General features: G+C 59.8%; 16 protein-coding genes and 2 pseudogenes. 11 read left to right on the top strand and 7 right to left on the bottom strand.

From position 1 onward, the window contains the following. The 3 genes from ACR3FF_RS16005 to ACR3FF_RS15995 form a co-directional block, all read right to left on the bottom strand. Positions 1 to 604 (bottom strand): multicopper oxidase domain-containing protein (locus tag ACR3FF_RS16005; RefSeq protein WP_458189091.1); only part of this gene is annotated, 604 nt, incomplete at its 3' end. A gap of 111 nt (positions 605 to 715) precedes the next feature. After that, on the bottom strand, positions 716 to 988 hold the full coding sequence (locus tag ACR3FF_RS16000; protein WP_458189092.1) for a DUF7521 family protein: 273 nt from the start codon (positions 986 to 988) through the stop codon (positions 716 to 718). Continuing rightward, positions 988 to 1,350, bottom strand: coding sequence for a helix-turn-helix domain-containing protein (locus ACR3FF_RS15995; protein WP_458189090.1), 363 nt, complete (start codon positions 1,348 to 1,350; stop codon positions 988 to 990). The genes ACR3FF_RS16000 and ACR3FF_RS15995 overlap by 1 nt, the downstream gene beginning before the upstream one ends. Positions 1,351 to 1,701: 351 nt before the next feature. Between ACR3FF_RS15995 and ACR3FF_RS15990 the strand changes: the two genes are divergently transcribed. Then, positions 1,702 to 2,058, top strand: a complete 357-nt coding sequence (locus ACR3FF_RS15990) for a four-helix bundle copper-binding protein (protein WP_458189089.1) — start codon at positions 1,702 to 1,704, stop codon at positions 2,056 to 2,058. A 132-nt stretch (positions 2,059 to 2,190) separates the two neighbouring features. Beyond that, entirely contained in the window at positions 2,191 to 4,440 is a 2,250-nt protein-coding gene (locus ACR3FF_RS15985; RefSeq protein ID WP_458189088.1) for a copper-translocating P-type ATPase, read from the top strand. A 79-nt stretch (positions 4,441 to 4,519) separates the two neighbouring features. Here the strand turns inward: ACR3FF_RS15985 and ACR3FF_RS15980 are convergent, their stop codons facing one another. Then, the gene (locus ACR3FF_RS15980) at positions 4,520 to 4,657 is read right to left on the bottom strand and encodes a hypothetical protein (protein ID WP_458189087.1); all 138 of its coding nucleotides are present in this window, start codon (positions 4,655 to 4,657) and stop codon (positions 4,520 to 4,522) included. Positions 4,658 to 4,711: 54 nt separating this feature from the next. Here ACR3FF_RS15980 and ACR3FF_RS15975 point away from each other — a divergent pair. Continuing rightward, positions 4,712 to 4,849: pseudogene (locus ACR3FF_RS15975) on the top strand (RNA-guided endonuclease TnpB family protein); the annotation flags it as partial. Between the two features lie 162 nt (positions 4,850 to 5,011). Here the strand turns inward: ACR3FF_RS15975 and ACR3FF_RS15970 are convergent. Beyond that, positions 5,012 to 5,983, bottom strand: a complete 972-nt coding sequence (locus ACR3FF_RS15970; protein WP_458189086.1) for a hypothetical protein — start codon at positions 5,981 to 5,983, stop codon at positions 5,012 to 5,014. A gap of 167 nt (positions 5,984 to 6,150) precedes the next feature. Here ACR3FF_RS15970 and ACR3FF_RS15965 point away from each other — a divergent pair, with 167 nt between their 5' ends. The 3 genes from ACR3FF_RS15965 (at position 6,151) to ACR3FF_RS15955 (ending at position 8,195) form a co-directional block, all read left to right on the top strand. Then, positions 6,151 to 6,357 (top strand): hypothetical protein, encoded by a 207-nt coding sequence (locus ACR3FF_RS15965; protein ID WP_458189085.1) that lies wholly within the window; start codon positions 6,151 to 6,153, stop codon positions 6,355 to 6,357. 237 nt (positions 6,358 to 6,594) lie between these two features. After that, a complete protein-coding gene (locus ACR3FF_RS15960; protein ID WP_458189084.1) occupies positions 6,595 to 7,356 on the top strand; it encodes a LamB/YcsF family protein in 762 nt (253 codons plus the stop codon). Between the two features lie 344 nt (positions 7,357 to 7,700). After that, positions 7,701 to 8,195: an Lrp/AsnC family transcriptional regulator gene (locus ACR3FF_RS15955; RefSeq protein ID WP_458189083.1), complete on the top strand. Its 495-nt coding sequence runs from the start codon at positions 7,701 to 7,703 to the stop codon at positions 8,193 to 8,195. A 70-nt stretch (positions 8,196 to 8,265) separates the two neighbouring features. Here ACR3FF_RS15955 and ACR3FF_RS15950 read toward each other — a convergent pair whose 3' ends face one another. Continuing rightward, positions 8,266 to 9,609, bottom strand: a complete 1,344-nt coding sequence (locus ACR3FF_RS15950) for an acetyl-CoA carboxylase biotin carboxylase subunit (RefSeq protein WP_458189082.1) — start codon at positions 9,607 to 9,609, stop codon at positions 8,266 to 8,268. 307 nt (positions 9,610 to 9,916) lie between these two features. On the opposite strand from ACR3FF_RS15950, the gene ACR3FF_RS15945 reads away from it, so the two are divergent. The 4 genes from ACR3FF_RS15945 to ACR3FF_RS15930 all read left to right on the top strand — a co-directional run bounded on the left by ACR3FF_RS15945 (position 9,917) and on the right by ACR3FF_RS15930 (position 13,876). Further along, positions 9,917 to 10,819, top strand: coding sequence for a 5-oxoprolinase subunit B family protein (locus ACR3FF_RS15945; protein WP_458189081.1), 903 nt, complete (start codon positions 9,917 to 9,919; stop codon positions 10,817 to 10,819). Further along, complete coding sequence (locus tag ACR3FF_RS15940) at positions 10,819 to 11,793, top strand: 5-oxoprolinase subunit C family protein (protein WP_458189080.1); 975 nt, start codon at positions 10,819 to 10,821, stop codon at positions 11,791 to 11,793. Before ACR3FF_RS15945 ends, ACR3FF_RS15940 begins: the two co-directional genes overlap by 1 nt. Before the next feature lie 191 nt (positions 11,794 to 11,984). Then, on the top strand, positions 11,985 to 12,233 hold the full coding sequence (locus ACR3FF_RS15935; RefSeq protein WP_458189079.1) for an acetyl-CoA carboxylase: 249 nt from the start codon (positions 11,985 to 11,987) through the stop codon (positions 12,231 to 12,233). Positions 12,234 to 12,490: 257 nt separating this feature from the next. Beyond that, a complete protein-coding gene (locus ACR3FF_RS15930; RefSeq protein WP_458189078.1) occupies positions 12,491 to 13,876 on the top strand; it encodes an aspartate aminotransferase family protein in 1,386 nt (461 codons plus the stop codon). Positions 13,877 to 14,002: 126 nt separating this feature from the next. On the opposite strand, the gene ACR3FF_RS15925 is transcribed toward ACR3FF_RS15930, so the two are convergent. After that, entirely contained in the window at positions 14,003 to 15,499 is a 1,497-nt protein-coding gene (locus ACR3FF_RS15925; protein WP_458189077.1) for an amidase, read from the bottom strand. 121 nt (positions 15,500 to 15,620) lie between these two features. On the opposite strand from ACR3FF_RS15925, the pseudogene ACR3FF_RS15920 reads away from it, so the two are divergent. Beyond that, positions 15,621 to 16,336 (top strand): annotated as a pseudogene (locus ACR3FF_RS15920) (transposase); the annotation flags it as partial.

Here is a 16,336-nt window from a genome sequence, read left to right as displayed (position 1 = left end):
CGCCTCCTTGACCTCCGCCGAGCGGTTCGGGTGGTTGGGTCAGGTAGTCGTCGAACAGGAGCGTGAACTCACGGTCGTACTCAACGTGCGGAGATTTCTCTTCTATCACGAGGGGTGCGTACAGTCCCCGGTCGAGTTGGAGGCCGACGTGACTGTGGAAGAAGTAGGTTCCCGCTGGTTCGGCTCGGAACTTGTACGTGAACGTCTCGTCCGGTTCGATCGGTTTCTGGGTTACGCCCGGAACGCCGTCCATCTGGTTCGGGACGGGGACGCCGTGCCAGTGGGTCGTCGTCCCTTCGCCGACCCGGTTCTGGACGTCGACACGGACGACGTCGCCCTCGGTGACGCGGAGTTCCTCGCCCGGGAACGAACCGTCGTACAACCAGTTTCTCGCCGACGACCCGTCCGGCGATACCGTTTCGGGAGCGACCGTCAACGTGGTCTTCGTGTCCGCTGGGGCCGACACGGTCGGCCGAGACTCGACCGTGTCCTCGTCGGTCGACGAAATAGAACTGGAAGAACAACCAGCGAGGCTTCCAATTCCCGCGGTGCCGAGCGCGTGAAGAAGCCCACGGCGCGAGAGACGAGAATCGTGGTCAGTCATCGGTCGTCGTTGGGAGGGAAGAGTTAAAAAGTGCAGTATTGGGCATATTACGAAATGCGATTTGATTCAATACGACGGCGTCGTCTAACGAGTCAGCGGTTTCGGAGTGCGTTATCGCTGTCGACCGTACAGCGAGTAGAGAACGGCGACCATTCCGACGGCGACGACGGAAGACTGAATCATCCCGGCGAAGAAAATAGAGAGGTTCATGACCTCGTAGAGGACGCCCTCGATGACGGCTCCGATACTGATGATCGAGAAGCCGAGTGCGAGAAACAGCATGGGTCGACTCTCGTACCGTTTGTAGGCGCGGTAGCTCTGGAACGCGATGAGCAGGCCGAGCACCACGACGACGAACTTGGCGACGACGAGACCGATATGCATCACGAATCGTCCTCCCGGATGTCGCTCCACATCCGCATCAATCGATTCGGTGCGTCGCCGCGCTCGCCGGTGTCGAGGTCGACGACGAACTCACCGTCCTCCAAGTGGACGGTGGCCCGTTCGAGTGCCGCTTCGTACGTCTTGTAGTGATTGCCGTCGGCGTCTATCTCGTTGCGTTCGGCCAAGAGGTCGCACGCGACCATCTCTTCGATACGCCGATAGACGGTCGGTAGCGAGGTGCCACAGACGTCGCTCAGTTCGCTCGCGGACATCGGTCGGTCGCTCGTAGCAGAAAGTACGGTTTGCACGTGTTCGTCTCCCAGGAGGGCGAGGAGTTCGCGCGGGCGGTTGTCCTCACACACGACCGAAGATGATTCTGACTGAAATAAAGCGTTGTGGGTTTTCTCGTCTGCTGAAAGAGCCGTCGTTTCCGCGTTCCTATATTAATAACGGGAGGAAACCCCGCGTTCACATTTTTTGTTTCGTGAATATTAGTCAGGAATATTCACCTCGAAAAAACAAAGCCGGACGCGATACTGCTCCGGGGACGGTGGTCGTTACACACCCACGCGGTCGGTTTCAGTACACAGCGGTCGTTAGCAGCTGGCTCTCCGTTCTCGTCTGTCCGGCGGTGGACGATGATTGATTGGCTACTGCTCTTCACAATCGAAGCCACAACCCAGGAAAACGTGCCTCCCGAAATAAGGGATGCAATGTCGCTTTCAGAAACCGTCGCCAAGATCGACCGACTCGACGAAGAACAGCGCGAGTGTATCGAGATTTGCAACGAGGCCACCGAAGTGTGTGAATGGTGCGCCGACGAGTGTCTCGGTGACGAGGAGATGGAAGAGTGTGCCCGCCTCTGTCGTGACGTCGCGGACATCGCATCGCTGCACGCTCGGTTCATGGCTCGTGACTCCAACTACAGCCACCAGCTCGCGGAAGCCTGCGCCGGTGCGTGTGAGGAGTGTGCCGAAGAGTGCGAGCGCCACGACGCCGACCACTGCCAGGTCTGTGCCGACGTCCTCACCGAGTGTGCAGAGTCCTGTCGGAACATGATTTCGGCGTAGATTCGACGAGGTTCCACCGTTCGTTCTATTTTTCCGTCCGGGGAGTATCCGCTCACGAACGCCGGTTACACGGAAGGGGGTGCAGAATAGCCTTCACTCTCGAAACCGTATGGGATTCGACGAGGATGTACTATGGACGACCACCGCCACGAGACCGACGACCACCCGGGTGAAGACACCGACCACGAACACCACGACGCGATAGACGAACCGCGAGAATCGCAGTTTGACGACGAGAGAACAGAATCCCGAAGCGAACAGTCGCTCCTGGAGGACGAAACCCGTGTCGACGACACCGGACAAGCGGTGAAAGGTCGTCTCGGAAACCACGAAGCCCACGCTAGCGACGACCACGGCGAACACGGTGGAATGCACGAGGGGCACGAACAGCTGTTTCGGCGGCGGTTTTTCGTCTCGACTCTCCTCTCGATTCCCGTGCTCCTCTACAGCGAAACGCTGCAGAGCTGGCTCGGATTTTCGGTTCCGACGTTCCCCGGTAGCGAGTGGATCTCCCCCGTCTTCGCCGTGGTCGTTTTCGGGTACGGTGGCGTGCCGTTCCTCCGAATGGCCGTCCCAGAGCTACGGAACCGCACGCCGGGGATGATGACGCTCATCTCAATGGCGATCACCGTCGCGTTCGTTTACAGTCTGGCGAGCATCGTCTTCCCGACGACGGCGTTCTTCTGGGAACTGGTGACCCTCATCGACATCATGTTACTGGGTCATTGGATCGAGATGCGGAGCGTCCGTCGCGCGTCGAGCGCCCTCGACGAACTCGCGCAGCTAATACCGAACACTGCCGAACGTCTCACACCCGACGGCGAGACTGAGGAAGTTCCGGTGAGCGAACTCGAGGAGGAAGACCGTGTCCTCGTGCGACCCGGCGCGAACGTCCCCGCCGACGGTGTGGTCGAAGAGGGCGATTCCGACGTGAACGAGGCGATGATTACGGGCGAATCCCGCGCCGTCTCGAAAACCCCAGAGGACGAAGTCATCGGCGGCACGATAAATGGCGATGGAAGTCTCCGTGTCCGCATCACTGCCACCGGTGACGATACGGCGCTTGCAGGTATCATGCGGTTGGTCAAAGATGCACAACGGAGCAAATCCCGGACCCAGGTGCTCGCCGACCGGGCAGCTGGGTGGCTGTTCTACGTCGCAGTCGCGTCGGCCGCGGTCACCGCAGTCGCGTGGACCGTCGCAACGACGTTCGACGCCACTGTCGTCGAACGCGCGGTGACCGTACTCGTCATCTCGTGTCCGCACGCACTCGGCCTCGCCATTCCCCTCGTCGTCGCCATCAATACGTCGCTCGCCGCACGCAACGGCATGCTCATCCGAGACCGTATCGCCATGGAGCAGGCACGAGACCTCGATACGGTCGTCTTCGACAAGACGGGGACGCTGACGGAGGGCGAGCAGGGTGTCGTAGACGTAAGCACCATCGACGGCATCAGCGAAGAAAAGGCGGTCGCGCTCGCAGCAGCGGTCGAGAGCGACTCCGAACACATGATCGCGGCGGCCATCCGTGACGCTGCCGACGAACGCGGCGTCACAGCCCCGACTGCGACGGGGTTCGAGGCGCTCAAAGGTCGGGGTGTGCGAGCGACGGTGGACGGCGAGACGGTCCACGTCGGAGGGCCGAACCTCCTCTCGCAGTTCGACGGCGACGTGCCATCTCGGCTCACAGACTTCGCAGAGCGTGCTGGGGACAGCGCCCAGACGGTCGTGTACCTCGTGCGCCAGAACGACGTAATCGCTGCCTTCGCCCTCGCCGACGTCGTCCGGGATTCGAGTTATCGAGTCGTCGAGGCGCTCCACGAACTGGGCATCGAGGTGGCAATGCTGACTGGAGACAGCGAAAACGTCGCGAACGCAGTCGCCACGGAACTCGGTATCGACACCGTATTCTCAGAGGTACTGCCCGAAGACAAGGACGAGAAAATCGTAGAACTCCAAGCACGGGGGAATCTCGTCGCGATGGTCGGTGACGGAGTCAACGATGCCCCTGCACTCACGCGGGCGGATATCGGCATCGCCATCGGAAGTGGGACAGACGTCGCAGTGCAATCGGCGGACATCATCCTCGTGCAGAACAATCCGCTTGACGTAGTACGGCTGGTCACGCTCAGCCGAGCGAGTTACCGCAAAATGAAACAGAACCTCGTCTGGGCGGCGGGGTACAACGTAGTCGCAATTCCACTGGCAGCGGGTGTGCTTGCACCGGTCGGTATCCTTCTCTCACCGGCAGTCGGAGCGCTCTTGATGTCGCTGAGTACCGTCATCGTCGCCGTCAACGCGCAATTTCTCCGTCGGGTCGACCTCGATCTGCCCTCGCTTCCAGGCGTCACCCCACAGAGTAGCCCCCGTCCGACGAGTTAGCCGCGAGTACCATCTTAATTCAAGCAGGGAATCCCGCCCTTTAGGGCGGGAGGGAATGCGACACGGTGCTGACCAACCGCTACTCGGTAGCCGGGCCGGAATCCAACTCCCGTTGGGCGTGAAGTAGCATCCCCTTCCACGTCAGACCGTGGCGTTTCTTCGTCCCTTTCAGTGACTCGTACTGTTCCTCGTCTACCTCGAAGTTGATGTGTGGCATGAGTCATTCTTGCGCTCCGTCACACTTAACTTTGTCTACGTTCTATCTACGGGTGTGGCCGAGACGGTGACGAAGACGCTACAGGCCACGCTCGCCACGCCCACCACGGGCAAAGAGCAACGCCTCCAGCGACTCTTGGACACCTACCGCGACGCACTCCACGACGCCTACGCCGAAATCGTCGACGTAGTCGACCAGCGCCTCGGTGCAACTGGAACGTACCCGTCGGTCTACTTCGAGGACCCGTTCGGTTACACTATCGAATTAAAATCGAGCGAGTAGAAAACGAGAATCCTCAGAAACGCTCGTCTCGTCTTTCTTCCGGAAATACTCGTCTCGTCTGACGGTCGACGATTACTGCATTCGCGTTTCAGTTCGAAACGCGTCGTGATACACCATCAGCACCGTCCAATAGACGGTGCCGTCGAACTGGACGAGGTACGCGCCGTTTCGGTCCCCTTCTCCGTCTTCGTCGAGCGCAGTCGGATGTTCGCGATTCCGAAACTGACGTGCCAACGAAATCAACGCAGATGACGGTGTCTCGTCTGCTTTGACGAGATAGTGTGATTCCGCGATGGCTGTCTCCACGATTTCGCCTTGGTCTTCGGACAGGTCCGTGAGTTCGAACGCAAACCGCTCGCGCAACTGGTGGCCGTATTCAGTACCCGAGGCGACCCGTTCGGCGGTGTATCGGTACGAGTTGACCGTCGTCTGATACGCATCGTCGACGACCCACTCCGCTCGTGACCCGTCTTTCCAGGTGATGACCGAGTACTCCGACTCGGGAACCAGTGCCGACCGTTCGCGTTCGGCATTCGTGTAGAGGAGCGTCGTCCCGATACCGACGGTCTCACCGCCCGCAAGCCCGTTTTGTGCAAACACTTCACGGTCGACCACTGGCAGGTCGGAAAATCGAACCGTTTTGGCCTCGTCTACGGACCCTTCGACGATGTCTACTTTCACCGAGTACCGCGTTGCAGGCGTCCGTTCGATTACGTCGTGGGAGAGCTGATAGACCGTCCCGTCGTAGAGGAGGTGTCGTTCCGCCGGAAGCGGTGGTCGAGTTCCGTCGACGGTCGTTCCACCGTCGAGAATACGGTCGAGAAGCCGAGCCTTCTCGTCGGAACTACCGTTCGCTCGGACGGTGTACAGGACTTTGGTAGGGAGTTCGGCATCACTCACAGCATTCATCGATAGCCGAGCGGCAGGCGCTTTGCCGACCAAGTTCGAAGAGTCGGCCGAGGAAGTCAAATCGAGGCCAGTGCAACCGGCCACCGATGCACCGAGGATACTGGTTCCGGACGCGAGGAGGGCGCGACGACGCATACAGTATTCGAACTTCCAGTACCTGCATAAGTCTTGCCGTGACGTTACCTAGATACGAGCGCCAACGGGTGCCACGACCCGAAAGTGACGGTCGAAGATTCGCCCTCGGCAAAAGGACCTTCGTCTGCAACCACCAGTTCTATCCGGGCGGAGTGAGTATCGAATTTGTGACTGATTTTGGTAATCCAGTTGGATTCGATCTCGCAACGGTACTGACCGGTTCGGGGCTCACACTCCTGCTCTCTGCAGGAATCGTCGAGTATGGCGACCAGTTTCAATACAGTCCAGCAGAGCTCTACGGTATGAGTGGTGCTGTCCTCGTCGGAATCGGCGTCGTTTTCGGTCTCCTCCTCGTCTTGACTGGCAATCGATAACTCGGCGACGATGGTAGCCCGCTGGGGACTCGCCTTCCGACTCGAATTTCGATGCCGTCACGAGGTAGAAATTGAACTCGAACGATACTCGTCGACTCTATTTCTTCACACGCCTATCGCCGCGGGGTTCCTCTCGATTTCACGTTACCACCTCGATTCACATCACCGGTCTGAACGTACCCGGTCGACGACTTTCCCCACAACGTATAATCCGATTCCCACCAATTCACGAGACGAATGGGATCGATCGACATCAACTGCGATATGGGGGAGAGTTTCGGCAACTGGAGTATGGGCAACGACGAAGCGGTGATGCCCTACATCACCTCGGCGAACATCGCTGGTGGCTACCACGCGGGTGACCCGCACGTGATGCTTGAAACAGTGGCGCTCGCGGCCGAACACGACGTCGGCGTCGGCATCCACCCTGGCCTCCCGGACAAGATGGGATTCGGGCGGCGAACGATGACCGCCTCGCCCGAAGAGGTCAGAGATTACGTCGTCTACCAACTCGGGGCGCTCAGGGCGTTTGCAGACCAGCACGGAGTTACGTTCCAGCACGTGAAACCCCACGGTGCGATGTACTCGATGCTCTCGGAGAGCGACGACCACGCCCGAGCGGTCATGGAGGGTATCCTCGACGTCGACGACGACCTCATCTACCTCGCGACGGATATGAGCATCTACGAGGTCACTCAGGAGTTCGACGACCTGCGCGCCGTCTTCGAGGGGTACGTCGACCTCGACTATCGCTCGGACCGAAGCCTCATCGTCGAACAGGAGAAAGAAGCACCTGACCCGGAACTCGTCGCCGACCGGTTCGTCAGCATCGCGACCGAAGGCGAAGTCGAGGCGGCAAACGGTGAGACGATAGACGTCCCGGCAGAGAGTATCTGCATCCACGGAGACAGTCCGAACGCTGTCGAGATGTTGACGGCCATCCACGACCGGGTCGAAGAACACGACATCGAACTCGCACCACTCGACGAAATCGCCTGATTCTCACCGTCGTCCGCTGTACGACAGTGAACGACCAGGACAGAAACGACCGGAGACCTCGGAACGACGACAACCGCTACGTGAGGTGTCCGTCGAACGTGAGGTATCCGTCAAAAACCGATGTGAGCGCGGTGTTGGTGCAGGCGAACTTCGCCGTGCGGTCCGGTGTCCCCACCAGAGAGTTTCGAACAGTTTCTTCGCGTCCCCGAGGACAGTTTCGTCGCATCCCCCGGGAACTGCCTCTTCGCGTCTCAGAGGACAGTTCTGTCGTGTTACCGAATCTGGTGTGTAAGATTCTCATCTAGTACTGACTTATATATATCTCCATTGAATGCAATCCAACGATGGACAGACGAGACGTCGAGATACTAAAAGCAATCTCCGACCTCGGTGAACCGAGTCCAAAGACGATCACCGCGGAGACGGGTATCCCGAAATCGACCGTTCACTATCGAGTGGAGAAGCTTCGAGAACAGGGGGTCATCGAAGACGACCTGTACAACATCGACCTCGAAGCGATAGGCCTGAACCTGACGGTCATTTCGGAGGTAATGGCCCGCTACGACGAAGGATATCAGGAGACCGTCGGTGAGAAGCTCAGCAACATCGAGGGCGTCAACCAGGTGTATTTCACCATGGGGGATACGGACTTCATCGTCATCGCACACGTGGCAGAACGCGAGATGGTCGAAGCGCTGATTCGGGAGTACGAACGCATCGACGAGGTCGAACGAACGAGTTCCCGTTTCGTCATCTCCACCATCAAAAACGAGTTTGCACCGCTCCGAGATTACGAACTCGAGACGCTCGTCGACATCGGTACCGACGACGGAGAGTGAACGTTTCACCGGAGAAACGACGGGACGTGCCGTCGGGTCCACTCCGACGGGACCGTTCGGAGCGGGGACACTACTCGATAATCAACGACTCGTCGACGTACTTGGTAGTATGTTCGGCGTCGACGAACGTATCGTCGGTGAGCACCTGTCGGTGGAACGGGATAGTCGTCGGGACACCCCGAACGTCGGCCTCTTCGAGCGCGCGTCGCCCCCGTCGAATCGCCTCCTCTCGATTCTCGCCGTGCACGACGAACTTCGCGAACATCGAATCGTAGAAAGGGGCGATTCTGTCACCTTCGTCGACGCCGTCGTCGACCCGCGTTCCGATTCCACGCGGCGGTCGGTACGTCGTCACCTCGCCAGGCATCGGTGAAAAGTCGTCACTCGGGTCCTCGGCGTTGATACGGAACTCGATAGCTGCCCCTCTGGGTTCGACGTCGTCCTGTGCGAACGAGAGTTCCTCGCCTGCGGCGATACGGAGCTGCCACTTCACGAGGTCGATACCGGTGACCACCTCCGTAATCGTGTGTTCCACCTGAATGCGTGCGTTCACTTCGAGGAAGTAAAACGAACCGTCTTCGTAGAGAAACTCCACCGTTCCGGCGTTGACGTAGTCTGCCTCTGCCACTCCCCGCCGGGCCGCGTCCCATACCTCGGTACGCGTCTCCTCGTCGAGGACCGGACTCGGCGTCTCCTCGATGAGTTTCTGCTGACGACGCTGGGTCGAACAGTCGCGTTCGGAGAGGTGTCTGACGTTTCCGTGGCTGTCGGCGAGAACCTGTACCTCGATGTGACGTGGGTTCTCGAGAAATCGCTCGACGTAGACGCTCGCGTTGTCGAAGTACGCCTCACCCTCGCGCTGGGCGTTCTGGAACTGTTCTTCGACCTGGTCTTCGTTCCGGACGACCTTGAGCCCGCGTCCCCCGCCGCCACCGTCTGCCTTGATGGCGATCGGATACCCGTGTTCTGCGGCGAACTCGCGTATTTCCTCGGTGCTTTCGACCGGGTCGGTCGTCCCGGGGACGAGTGGGACGTCGGCCTGACGCATGATCTTCCGCGCTCGTGTCTTCTCGCCGAAGTCGCTCATGACGTCGCTCGGCGGGCCGACCCACGCGAAATCACTCTCCTCGACGTTCGCCGCGAACTCGGCACTCTCCGCGAGGAAGCCGTAGCCGGGATGGATGGCGTCGACGGACGCCTCACGTGCGGCGTCGATTATCGCCTCCTGGTTCAGGTAGCTCTTGCGTGCAACCGATCCTCCGACGTGGTAGGCCTCGTCCGCGAGACGGACGTGCTTGGCGTTCTCGTCCGTGTCGCTGTAGATGGCGACGGCTTCGATACCGAGTTCTCGACAGGCTTGAACGACGCGAACGGCGATCTCACCGCGGTTGGCGACCAGTACTTTGTCGAACACACTCGGGGTATGGTGCCATTTAGGATAATACACTTGTGGTGCGTCGAAATGTCGGATTCAGTTCCAATGGATGGGTTGAATCGGGACGAGAGGCGAACGAGAGTCGCTCGTTCGGTCGACTACGAACTGTCGCGGACCGTCAGTTCTCCGAGGCGAGTGACGAAGTCACTCCGAACGGTGCGAGCGTGTTTGAACTGAGTTCTAGTATCCTGGATGCATTCGTATATTCTCCCATTTATATCGGATTAACCTAGTGAATCACCGGCATCTATAAATCGCTGAATGTGAAACCGTGAATACACACACCATGTCCAACACTGTCATAGAACGACAGGAGCTATCGTCGCCTCGATACGGGTACGGAGGGGACGACTACGTGTTCGTCGAACTCTCCGAGGAGATGAGCTTCGACGCCAACTTCAAAGCCCAGGCCATCACGCAGGAGCTTCGGAAGCGAGACCCGGCTGGAATCATCGAGATCGCACCGGCGAACGCGTCCTACATGCTCCACTTCGACCCGGCCGAACAGGACCCCGACGACCTCATCGACGACCTCAAACGACTCGAAGACCAAATCGACCTCGCCGAGTACACGTGGGAAGCCCGCGTCATCGACGTGCCCGTTCTCTACGACGACCCGTGGACACACGAGACTCTAATGCAGTTCCGTGACCGACACCAGGACCCCGACGCGACGGACCTGGAGTACTCCGCACGCATTAACGGCTTCGACACGACCGAGGACTTCATCGACGCCCACGCCGGTGCCCCCCACATGGTCACGATGGTCGGGTTCGTCCCCGGTCTGCCGTGGACGTTCCAGATGGTGCCCCGGGACGAACAGATCGAGGTTCCGAAATACGTCCAACCTCGAACCGCCACGCCGAGTCGGGCGGTCGGCTACGGTGGCGCGTTCACGGCAATCTACCCCGTCGAGGGAGCAGGGGGGTATCAGTTGTTCGGTCGGACGCCCATCGAGGTGCTCGACGTCGAACAGGAACTCGCGGACTTCGAGGAGTCGATGGTGTTGCCGAACCCCGGTGACATCCTCAACTACCGAAAGATAGACCGGGCCGAGTACGACGAGATTCGCAACGAAGTCGAAGACGGAACGTACGAGTACGACATCGGTCACATCGACTTCCAACCCGAGGAGTTTTTCGAACATCCACGACAGTACAACGAGGAAATCGTGGGGGTGTTACGCTGATGTTGCAGATACTCGAACCGGGGCTTTCGACGACGGTCCAGGACACCGGTCGGTACGGAAACTACCACATCGGCATGCCACCGTCCGGCGCGATGGACCAGTACTCACACAAGGTCGCCAACTACCTGGTCGGCAACGACGAGGAAGCGGCAACGCTAGAGATGACGTACGGGGGGACGGACGTGGAGTTTACCGAGGACGCCATCGTCGCTATCACCGGTGCCGACATGTCCCCGAAGCTGAACGGCGACCCCATGCCTCAGTGGACGACTGTTCAGGTCGAGGCCGGAACCGTTCTCTCCTGCGAGTTCGCGACCGAGGGGGTCCGGTCGTATCTCGCAGTCGCTGGTGGTATCGACGTGTCGAAGATAATGGGCAGTCGGTCGACGTACACCCTCATCGGCATTGGCGGTCACGAGGGCAGAGAACTGGAAGAGGGCGACGAACTTCCGATCGGAGACTCCGACGACGGGACGCACCTGGTGGGCTCGCAGGTCGCCGACGAGTACGTTCCAGACTACAGCAACGACGACACGATTCGTGTCGTGATGGGACTGTGTGACTATCGATTGACCGACGAAGGCCGAGAACGATTCCTCGGTACCGAGTGGAAGGTCAGCGACGAAGCGAACCGCGTCGGTTACCGCCTGGAGGGCGGGGACATCGAACCGATGTTCGAGGAACGCGAACAGCCATTCGGTGCGGGACCGGACCCAACGAACGTCGTCGACCTGGGCTACCCGGTCGGCTCCATCCAGATGGCAGGCCAGCCGATCGTCCTCATGCGAGATGCCGTCACTGGTGGCGGCTACGCGACCGTGGGGACGGTTATCAGCATCGACCGTGGGTCGCTGGCCCAGGTCCGGACCCACCAGGCGATCACGTTCGAGGCGGTCGACGTCGACGAGGCAATCGCGGCCCGTGCGGAGAGCGACGACGCTCTCGAGAAGATTCGGACGTCGCTTTCGGGGTAGCGGCCTGTCTCGAATCGAGAACGTATTCGACCGTCGCCGAGTACGAATTTCTCCCCCGACGTTCTCAAACGCTAGTCGAAAAGAAGTCAAAAAATGGTATTCGTGCCGGGAAAATCCTGAATTGATTGTCTCTGATTCAGTGTCATGGGAAAGCTATATACAAGTTCCCGGCGCTACCCACGTGTGAGACAATGGCAGAAAAAACCACCATTACGTCCCCGATGCCAGGCGTTTTCTACCGACGGTCCGACCCGGAGGAACCGCCGTTCGTGGAAGAAGGTGACTCCGTCGAAGCAGGTGACGTCGTCGGCCTCGTCGGCGTGATGAAGAACTTTCACGACATAACGGCGGACGAAGCAGGGACCGTGACGGGATTTCTCGCGGAGAACGAAGCAGAAGTCGACACCGGCGATGGCCTCGTCGAAATCGAAGCCGAATAATTCCGTCACCGCTCGTCCTCTTCTAGGGCGGTCGACACGCCACTGTCGGCTGTTCGACTCGTACTCGCCGGTTCGTCCGACGTTTCCTGGCCGCACAGCTTCTAGATACCACACAAGTTCGACTAAAGTGATAACACGGCGTCCGTTCGTACGAGTTTTTATTTCATGAACTTAACACGGTACAATACCGAATTCGCATACTACATTCTATTTTACCTAACTGAATCTATTTACTGTTCGATTGCCTGTGGTCACGTATGGCTGGACCGAATATCCACGATATTCACTTCGAGGGTGCGCCGGACGTCGGAAACGTACCCGGACCGAAGACGAGGGAGTTGCTGCAGAAACAGCGCGAAATCGACAGCGCTGCTGTCGCCTATCCGCAGAACATTCCCATCGCCTTCGAAGAGGCGAAAGGTGCAACCATCCGCGACGTCGACGGCAACACCTACCTCGATTTCTTCGCTGGTATCGGCGTCCTGAACGTCGGCCACGCGAACCCCTACGTGATGGAGGCGATGCACGAACAGGCGGACAAACTGGTCCACACAGTCGATTTTCCCACCGAACCCCGTCTCGAACTCATCGAGAAACTCGACGAGATAGCGCCAGGGGACCTCGCTGGGAACAGCAAGGTCGTCTTCGGCGGGCCGACGGGCAGTGACGCCATCGAGGCCGCCATCAAACTCGCGAAATACAACACCGACGGTAACGGGTTGGTCGCGTTCCGGAATGCCTACCACGGCGCGACGAGCGGTGCGATGAGTCTCACGGCTAACAAGAAATTCAAGGAGCCGTACACACCGCTGCTTCCAGACGTCGTCCACGCGCCCTATCCCTACCCCTTCCAACAGCAGAAGGACCCGGAGGAAGCCGTCGAAGACGCGCTTGCCGAAGTTCGCGCCACCGTGTTAGAACCGTACGGTGGCCTTCCGAACCCGGCAGGTATCTTCGTCGAACCTATCCAGGGCGAGGGTGGTATCGTCGTCCCGCCACAGGAGTTCCTCTCCGGACTCCGTGATATCGCCGACGAGGCAGCGATTCCGCTGGTCGTCGACGAAATCCAGACGGGACTCGGTCGCACCGGCGAGTGGTGGGGAAGCGACCACTTCGACGTCACGCCCGACGTCGTCACCACGGCCAAAGCGCTCGGCGGTATCGGTCTCCCGCTCTCGGCGACTATCTACCACGAGGACCTCGACACGTGGGGGCCCGGGGACCACGCGGGGACGTACCGCGGACACGTACCCGCGATGACGGCTGGTCTCCGTTCTATCGAGTACATCGAGTCTCACGACCTGCTTGCTCACGCCCGCGAACTGGGCGAGTACATCCGGCGTCGTCTCCGCGAGGTCAGCGCAGACAACTCGTATCTCGCTGACGTGCGTGGGAAGGGTCTCTTCGTCGGGGCCGAGTTCGTCGATGACGGCGGTACGGTTCAGAATGCTGGTGACATCGTAAAAGGCGTCCAACGACGGTGTTACGAGAACGGCGTTCTCGTCTGGAAAGCCGGCCAGTACGGGAACGTCCTCCGTCTCCTGCCGCCGCTCGTCCTCACCAAAACCCAGGCCGAAGTCGGTATGGACATTATCGTCGACGCTATTGAGGCAGAGACCGACGAACGCGCGTCAGTCGCCTGATTTCGGATACAGGTCCCCGCTCGTTATCAGACGTCGATTCGTTTCTCGTCCGGGTGAGGTGTACCGAATCCAGCCGCGAGACGACCGACTATCGGCGAGACGGTCGTCCGCCGTTTCCCCGTCCGGTCACCCTTCGAGAGACGGCGTCGTCTCGGGCGGCACCCGCGGGTCGGCTAGCTGCTCGAATGCGTAAGCCAACGTCAACAGCGTCGCTTCGTCGTACGGTTTTCCGAGGAGTTCGACTCCGACGGGAAGTCCGTCGTCCGTCAACCCCGCCGGGACAGAGACGGCACAGAGGCCCGACTGTGAGGCGATGACCGTGTTCGTCGGGAACGTCAACGTATCGAGTTCGCCGTCCTCGATGGCCGCTGCCGTCGGCGGGAGAACCTGCACGTCGGGACAGAGGAGCATGTCGAGGTCGTGTTCGGCGTAGACGCCCAGAACGTCGCGCTGGAACGCCGATTGTACCGCTACGCTCTTCCAGTAGTCGGGGTCGGCCTCCGGGTCGTCGGGGCCGTCTTCGGCGATACCGACGAACAGGTCGAGCAACTCGTGGTACTGACCCGAGTCGTACAGTTCGTCGACGGAATCGACGGGCGCGTCCGGGCGAGACCCCAAGAAGGCTGTCAAATCTCGCTTGGACTGCAAGATGTACAGCGAGGTCGCATCGAGGTGCTCGTCCAGATCGGGGATGCTGACCGGGTCGACGATTTCGGCCCCTGCCGTCGACATCGTCTCGACCGCCACGTCGACTAGCCGCGTCACTGGACCGCTTTCCGGGTCGTCTTCGGGTCCGAAGGCATCCCGAAGCACGCCGATTCGAGCCCCGTCGAGCGCGTCTGCCTCGAGTTGCTCGACGTACGACCCGGCGTCGTCCGTGAGTTCGGTCGCCGTCGTGTACTCGTCCTCGGGGTCGTATCCGACTGCGACGTCGAGGACCGTCGCGAGTTCTTTCACCGACCGTGCCATCGGACCGGGCGTGTCCTGTGACGCCACGAGCGGTGACATTCCCGTCCGACTGACGAGTCCGGGAGTAACCCGGATACCGAAGAGGTTGTTGTACGCGGCGGGGAGCCGAATCGATCCACCGGTGTCCTCGCCGATGCCGACCGTTCCGAAGTTCGCCGCAATCGCCGCTCCAGTGCCACTCGACGACCCGCCGGGGTCGCGGTCCAGCGCGTACGGGTTCTTCGTCCGCCCGTTCACCGACGAGTAACCGAACCACGAGGTCGCCCAGTCCGGCAGGTTCGTCTTCGCCAAAACGACGGCGCCCGCACCTCGGAGTCGTTCGACGAGCGTCGCATCCCGTGTGGGTCGGTAGTTCTCGAAGGCTTCCGACCCGAACGTCGTCGTGATATCGGCCGTCTCGACCTGGTCTTTCACGACGAACGGGATACCGTGCAGTGGACCGACGAACCCATCGTCGTCGAAAGCCTCGTCGAGTTCGTCCGCACGCTCTGTGGCGGTGGGATTTACGTTGATTATCGCGTTGATTTCGGGACCGTTCTCGTCGTACGCCTCGATTCTGTCGAGGTACGACTCGACGAGTTCTCGACACGTGAGTTCGCCGCTCTCGTACGCCTCGTGGACGTCGTCGACCGTCGCTTCGAGTAGGTTGAACATAGTTACCGTTCTCTCTCACCGTTCGCCCTCCAGTACGATAGCTATCTCTCTTCGAGGAGAGAATCCCGCCCTTTACAGTAGTTGCCGAACCTAGCTGGTGACTCGATTTGTAGTCGCTGATATGGTCGACACAACCGAAGCAAAGCAGGTTTGTCGTGCCGCCTCCACACTCATCTATCCGGCGCTCGAGTTCGGCATCAAACCGTGTGGAACCTACACGAGAGAGGACTTTCTCGAAGTCCTCTCTGGAATTGCCTTCGATCACGAGTTTTCGAATATAGGCGGGAAAACCGTCCCATTGGATCGATCCGAGCCGGTCGACGTCACGTCGACGGCTCGGAATCCTCTCGCGAAATCATTGCTCTACCATCTTCGAAACATGGACGCGGACGCCATCGACGCCCAGTTCGATGGCGTCCGTGATCGCCTGTTTCACGTTCTCCGATCACAGCGGATGCTTCCCGATTGTGTTGATGTGGCGATCGATCTCCACGAGTGGCGGTTTTACGGCTCGGCCAACACTGACCACGTCCTTCTCACCTACCCTGACCTCGGGACGAACCGAGCGTACTGCTTCGCAACGCTCTGTATTGTCGCTCCGGGCGTTCGGTTCACTCTCGCCGTGATTCCGATGGACGCGACCGGCTTCCGTGCAAAGCAGGAAGCCGTTCGCTCACTCATCGTCGAAGCACGTCGATACATGTCGATCAGACACGTTTACTTGGATCGCGGCTTCTATCAGGTTCATGTTGTCGCGGCGTTGGAACAGCTAGAAGTCGACTACATCGTGCGTGCGAGGCCGAGTAAGGGGATGAAAGACCGTCTCAGCGCCGGCGC

It is taken from the genome of Haladaptatus ordinarius (genome assembly GCF_054177595.1).
Note: the sequence above shows the minus strand (reverse complement) of the source record. Positions and strands in the feature narration are given on the sequence as shown.

Bases quoted from the DNA above. Each gene is read 5' to 3' on its own strand.
- ACR3FF_RS16000 (WP_458189092.1), bottom strand. From the start codon at position 988: ATGCATATCGGTCTCGTCGTCGCCAAGTTCGTCGTCGTGGTGCTCGGC.
- ACR3FF_RS15990 (WP_458189089.1), top strand. From the start codon at position 1,702: ATGTCGCTTTCAGAAACCGTCGCCAAGATCGACCGACTCGACGAAGAA.
- ACR3FF_RS15985 (WP_458189088.1), top strand. From the start codon at position 2,191: ATGGACGACCACCGCCACGAGACCGACGACCACCCGGGTGAAGACACC.
- ACR3FF_RS15980 (WP_458189087.1), bottom strand. From the start codon at position 4,657: ATGCCACACATCAACTTCGAGGTAGACGAGGAACAGTACGAGTCACTG.
- ACR3FF_RS15970 (WP_458189086.1), bottom strand. From the start codon at position 5,983: ATGCGTCGTCGCGCCCTCCTCGCGTCCGGAACCAGTATCCTCGGTGCA.
- ACR3FF_RS15960 (WP_458189084.1), top strand. From the start codon at position 6,595: ATGGGATCGATCGACATCAACTGCGATATGGGGGAGAGTTTCGGCAAC.
- ACR3FF_RS15955 (WP_458189083.1), top strand. From the start codon at position 7,701: ATGGACAGACGAGACGTCGAGATACTAAAAGCAATCTCCGACCTCGGT.
- ACR3FF_RS15945 (WP_458189081.1), top strand. From the start codon at position 9,917: ATGTCCAACACTGTCATAGAACGACAGGAGCTATCGTCGCCTCGATAC.
- ACR3FF_RS15940 (WP_458189080.1), top strand. From the start codon at position 10,819: ATGTTGCAGATACTCGAACCGGGGCTTTCGACGACGGTCCAGGACACC.
- ACR3FF_RS15935 (WP_458189079.1), top strand. From the start codon at position 11,985: ATGGCAGAAAAAACCACCATTACGTCCCCGATGCCAGGCGTTTTCTAC.
- ACR3FF_RS15930 (WP_458189078.1), top strand. From the start codon at position 12,491: ATGGCTGGACCGAATATCCACGATATTCACTTCGAGGGTGCGCCGGAC.
- ACR3FF_RS15925 (WP_458189077.1), bottom strand. From the start codon at position 15,499: ATGTTCAACCTACTCGAAGCGACGGTCGACGACGTCCACGAGGCGTAC.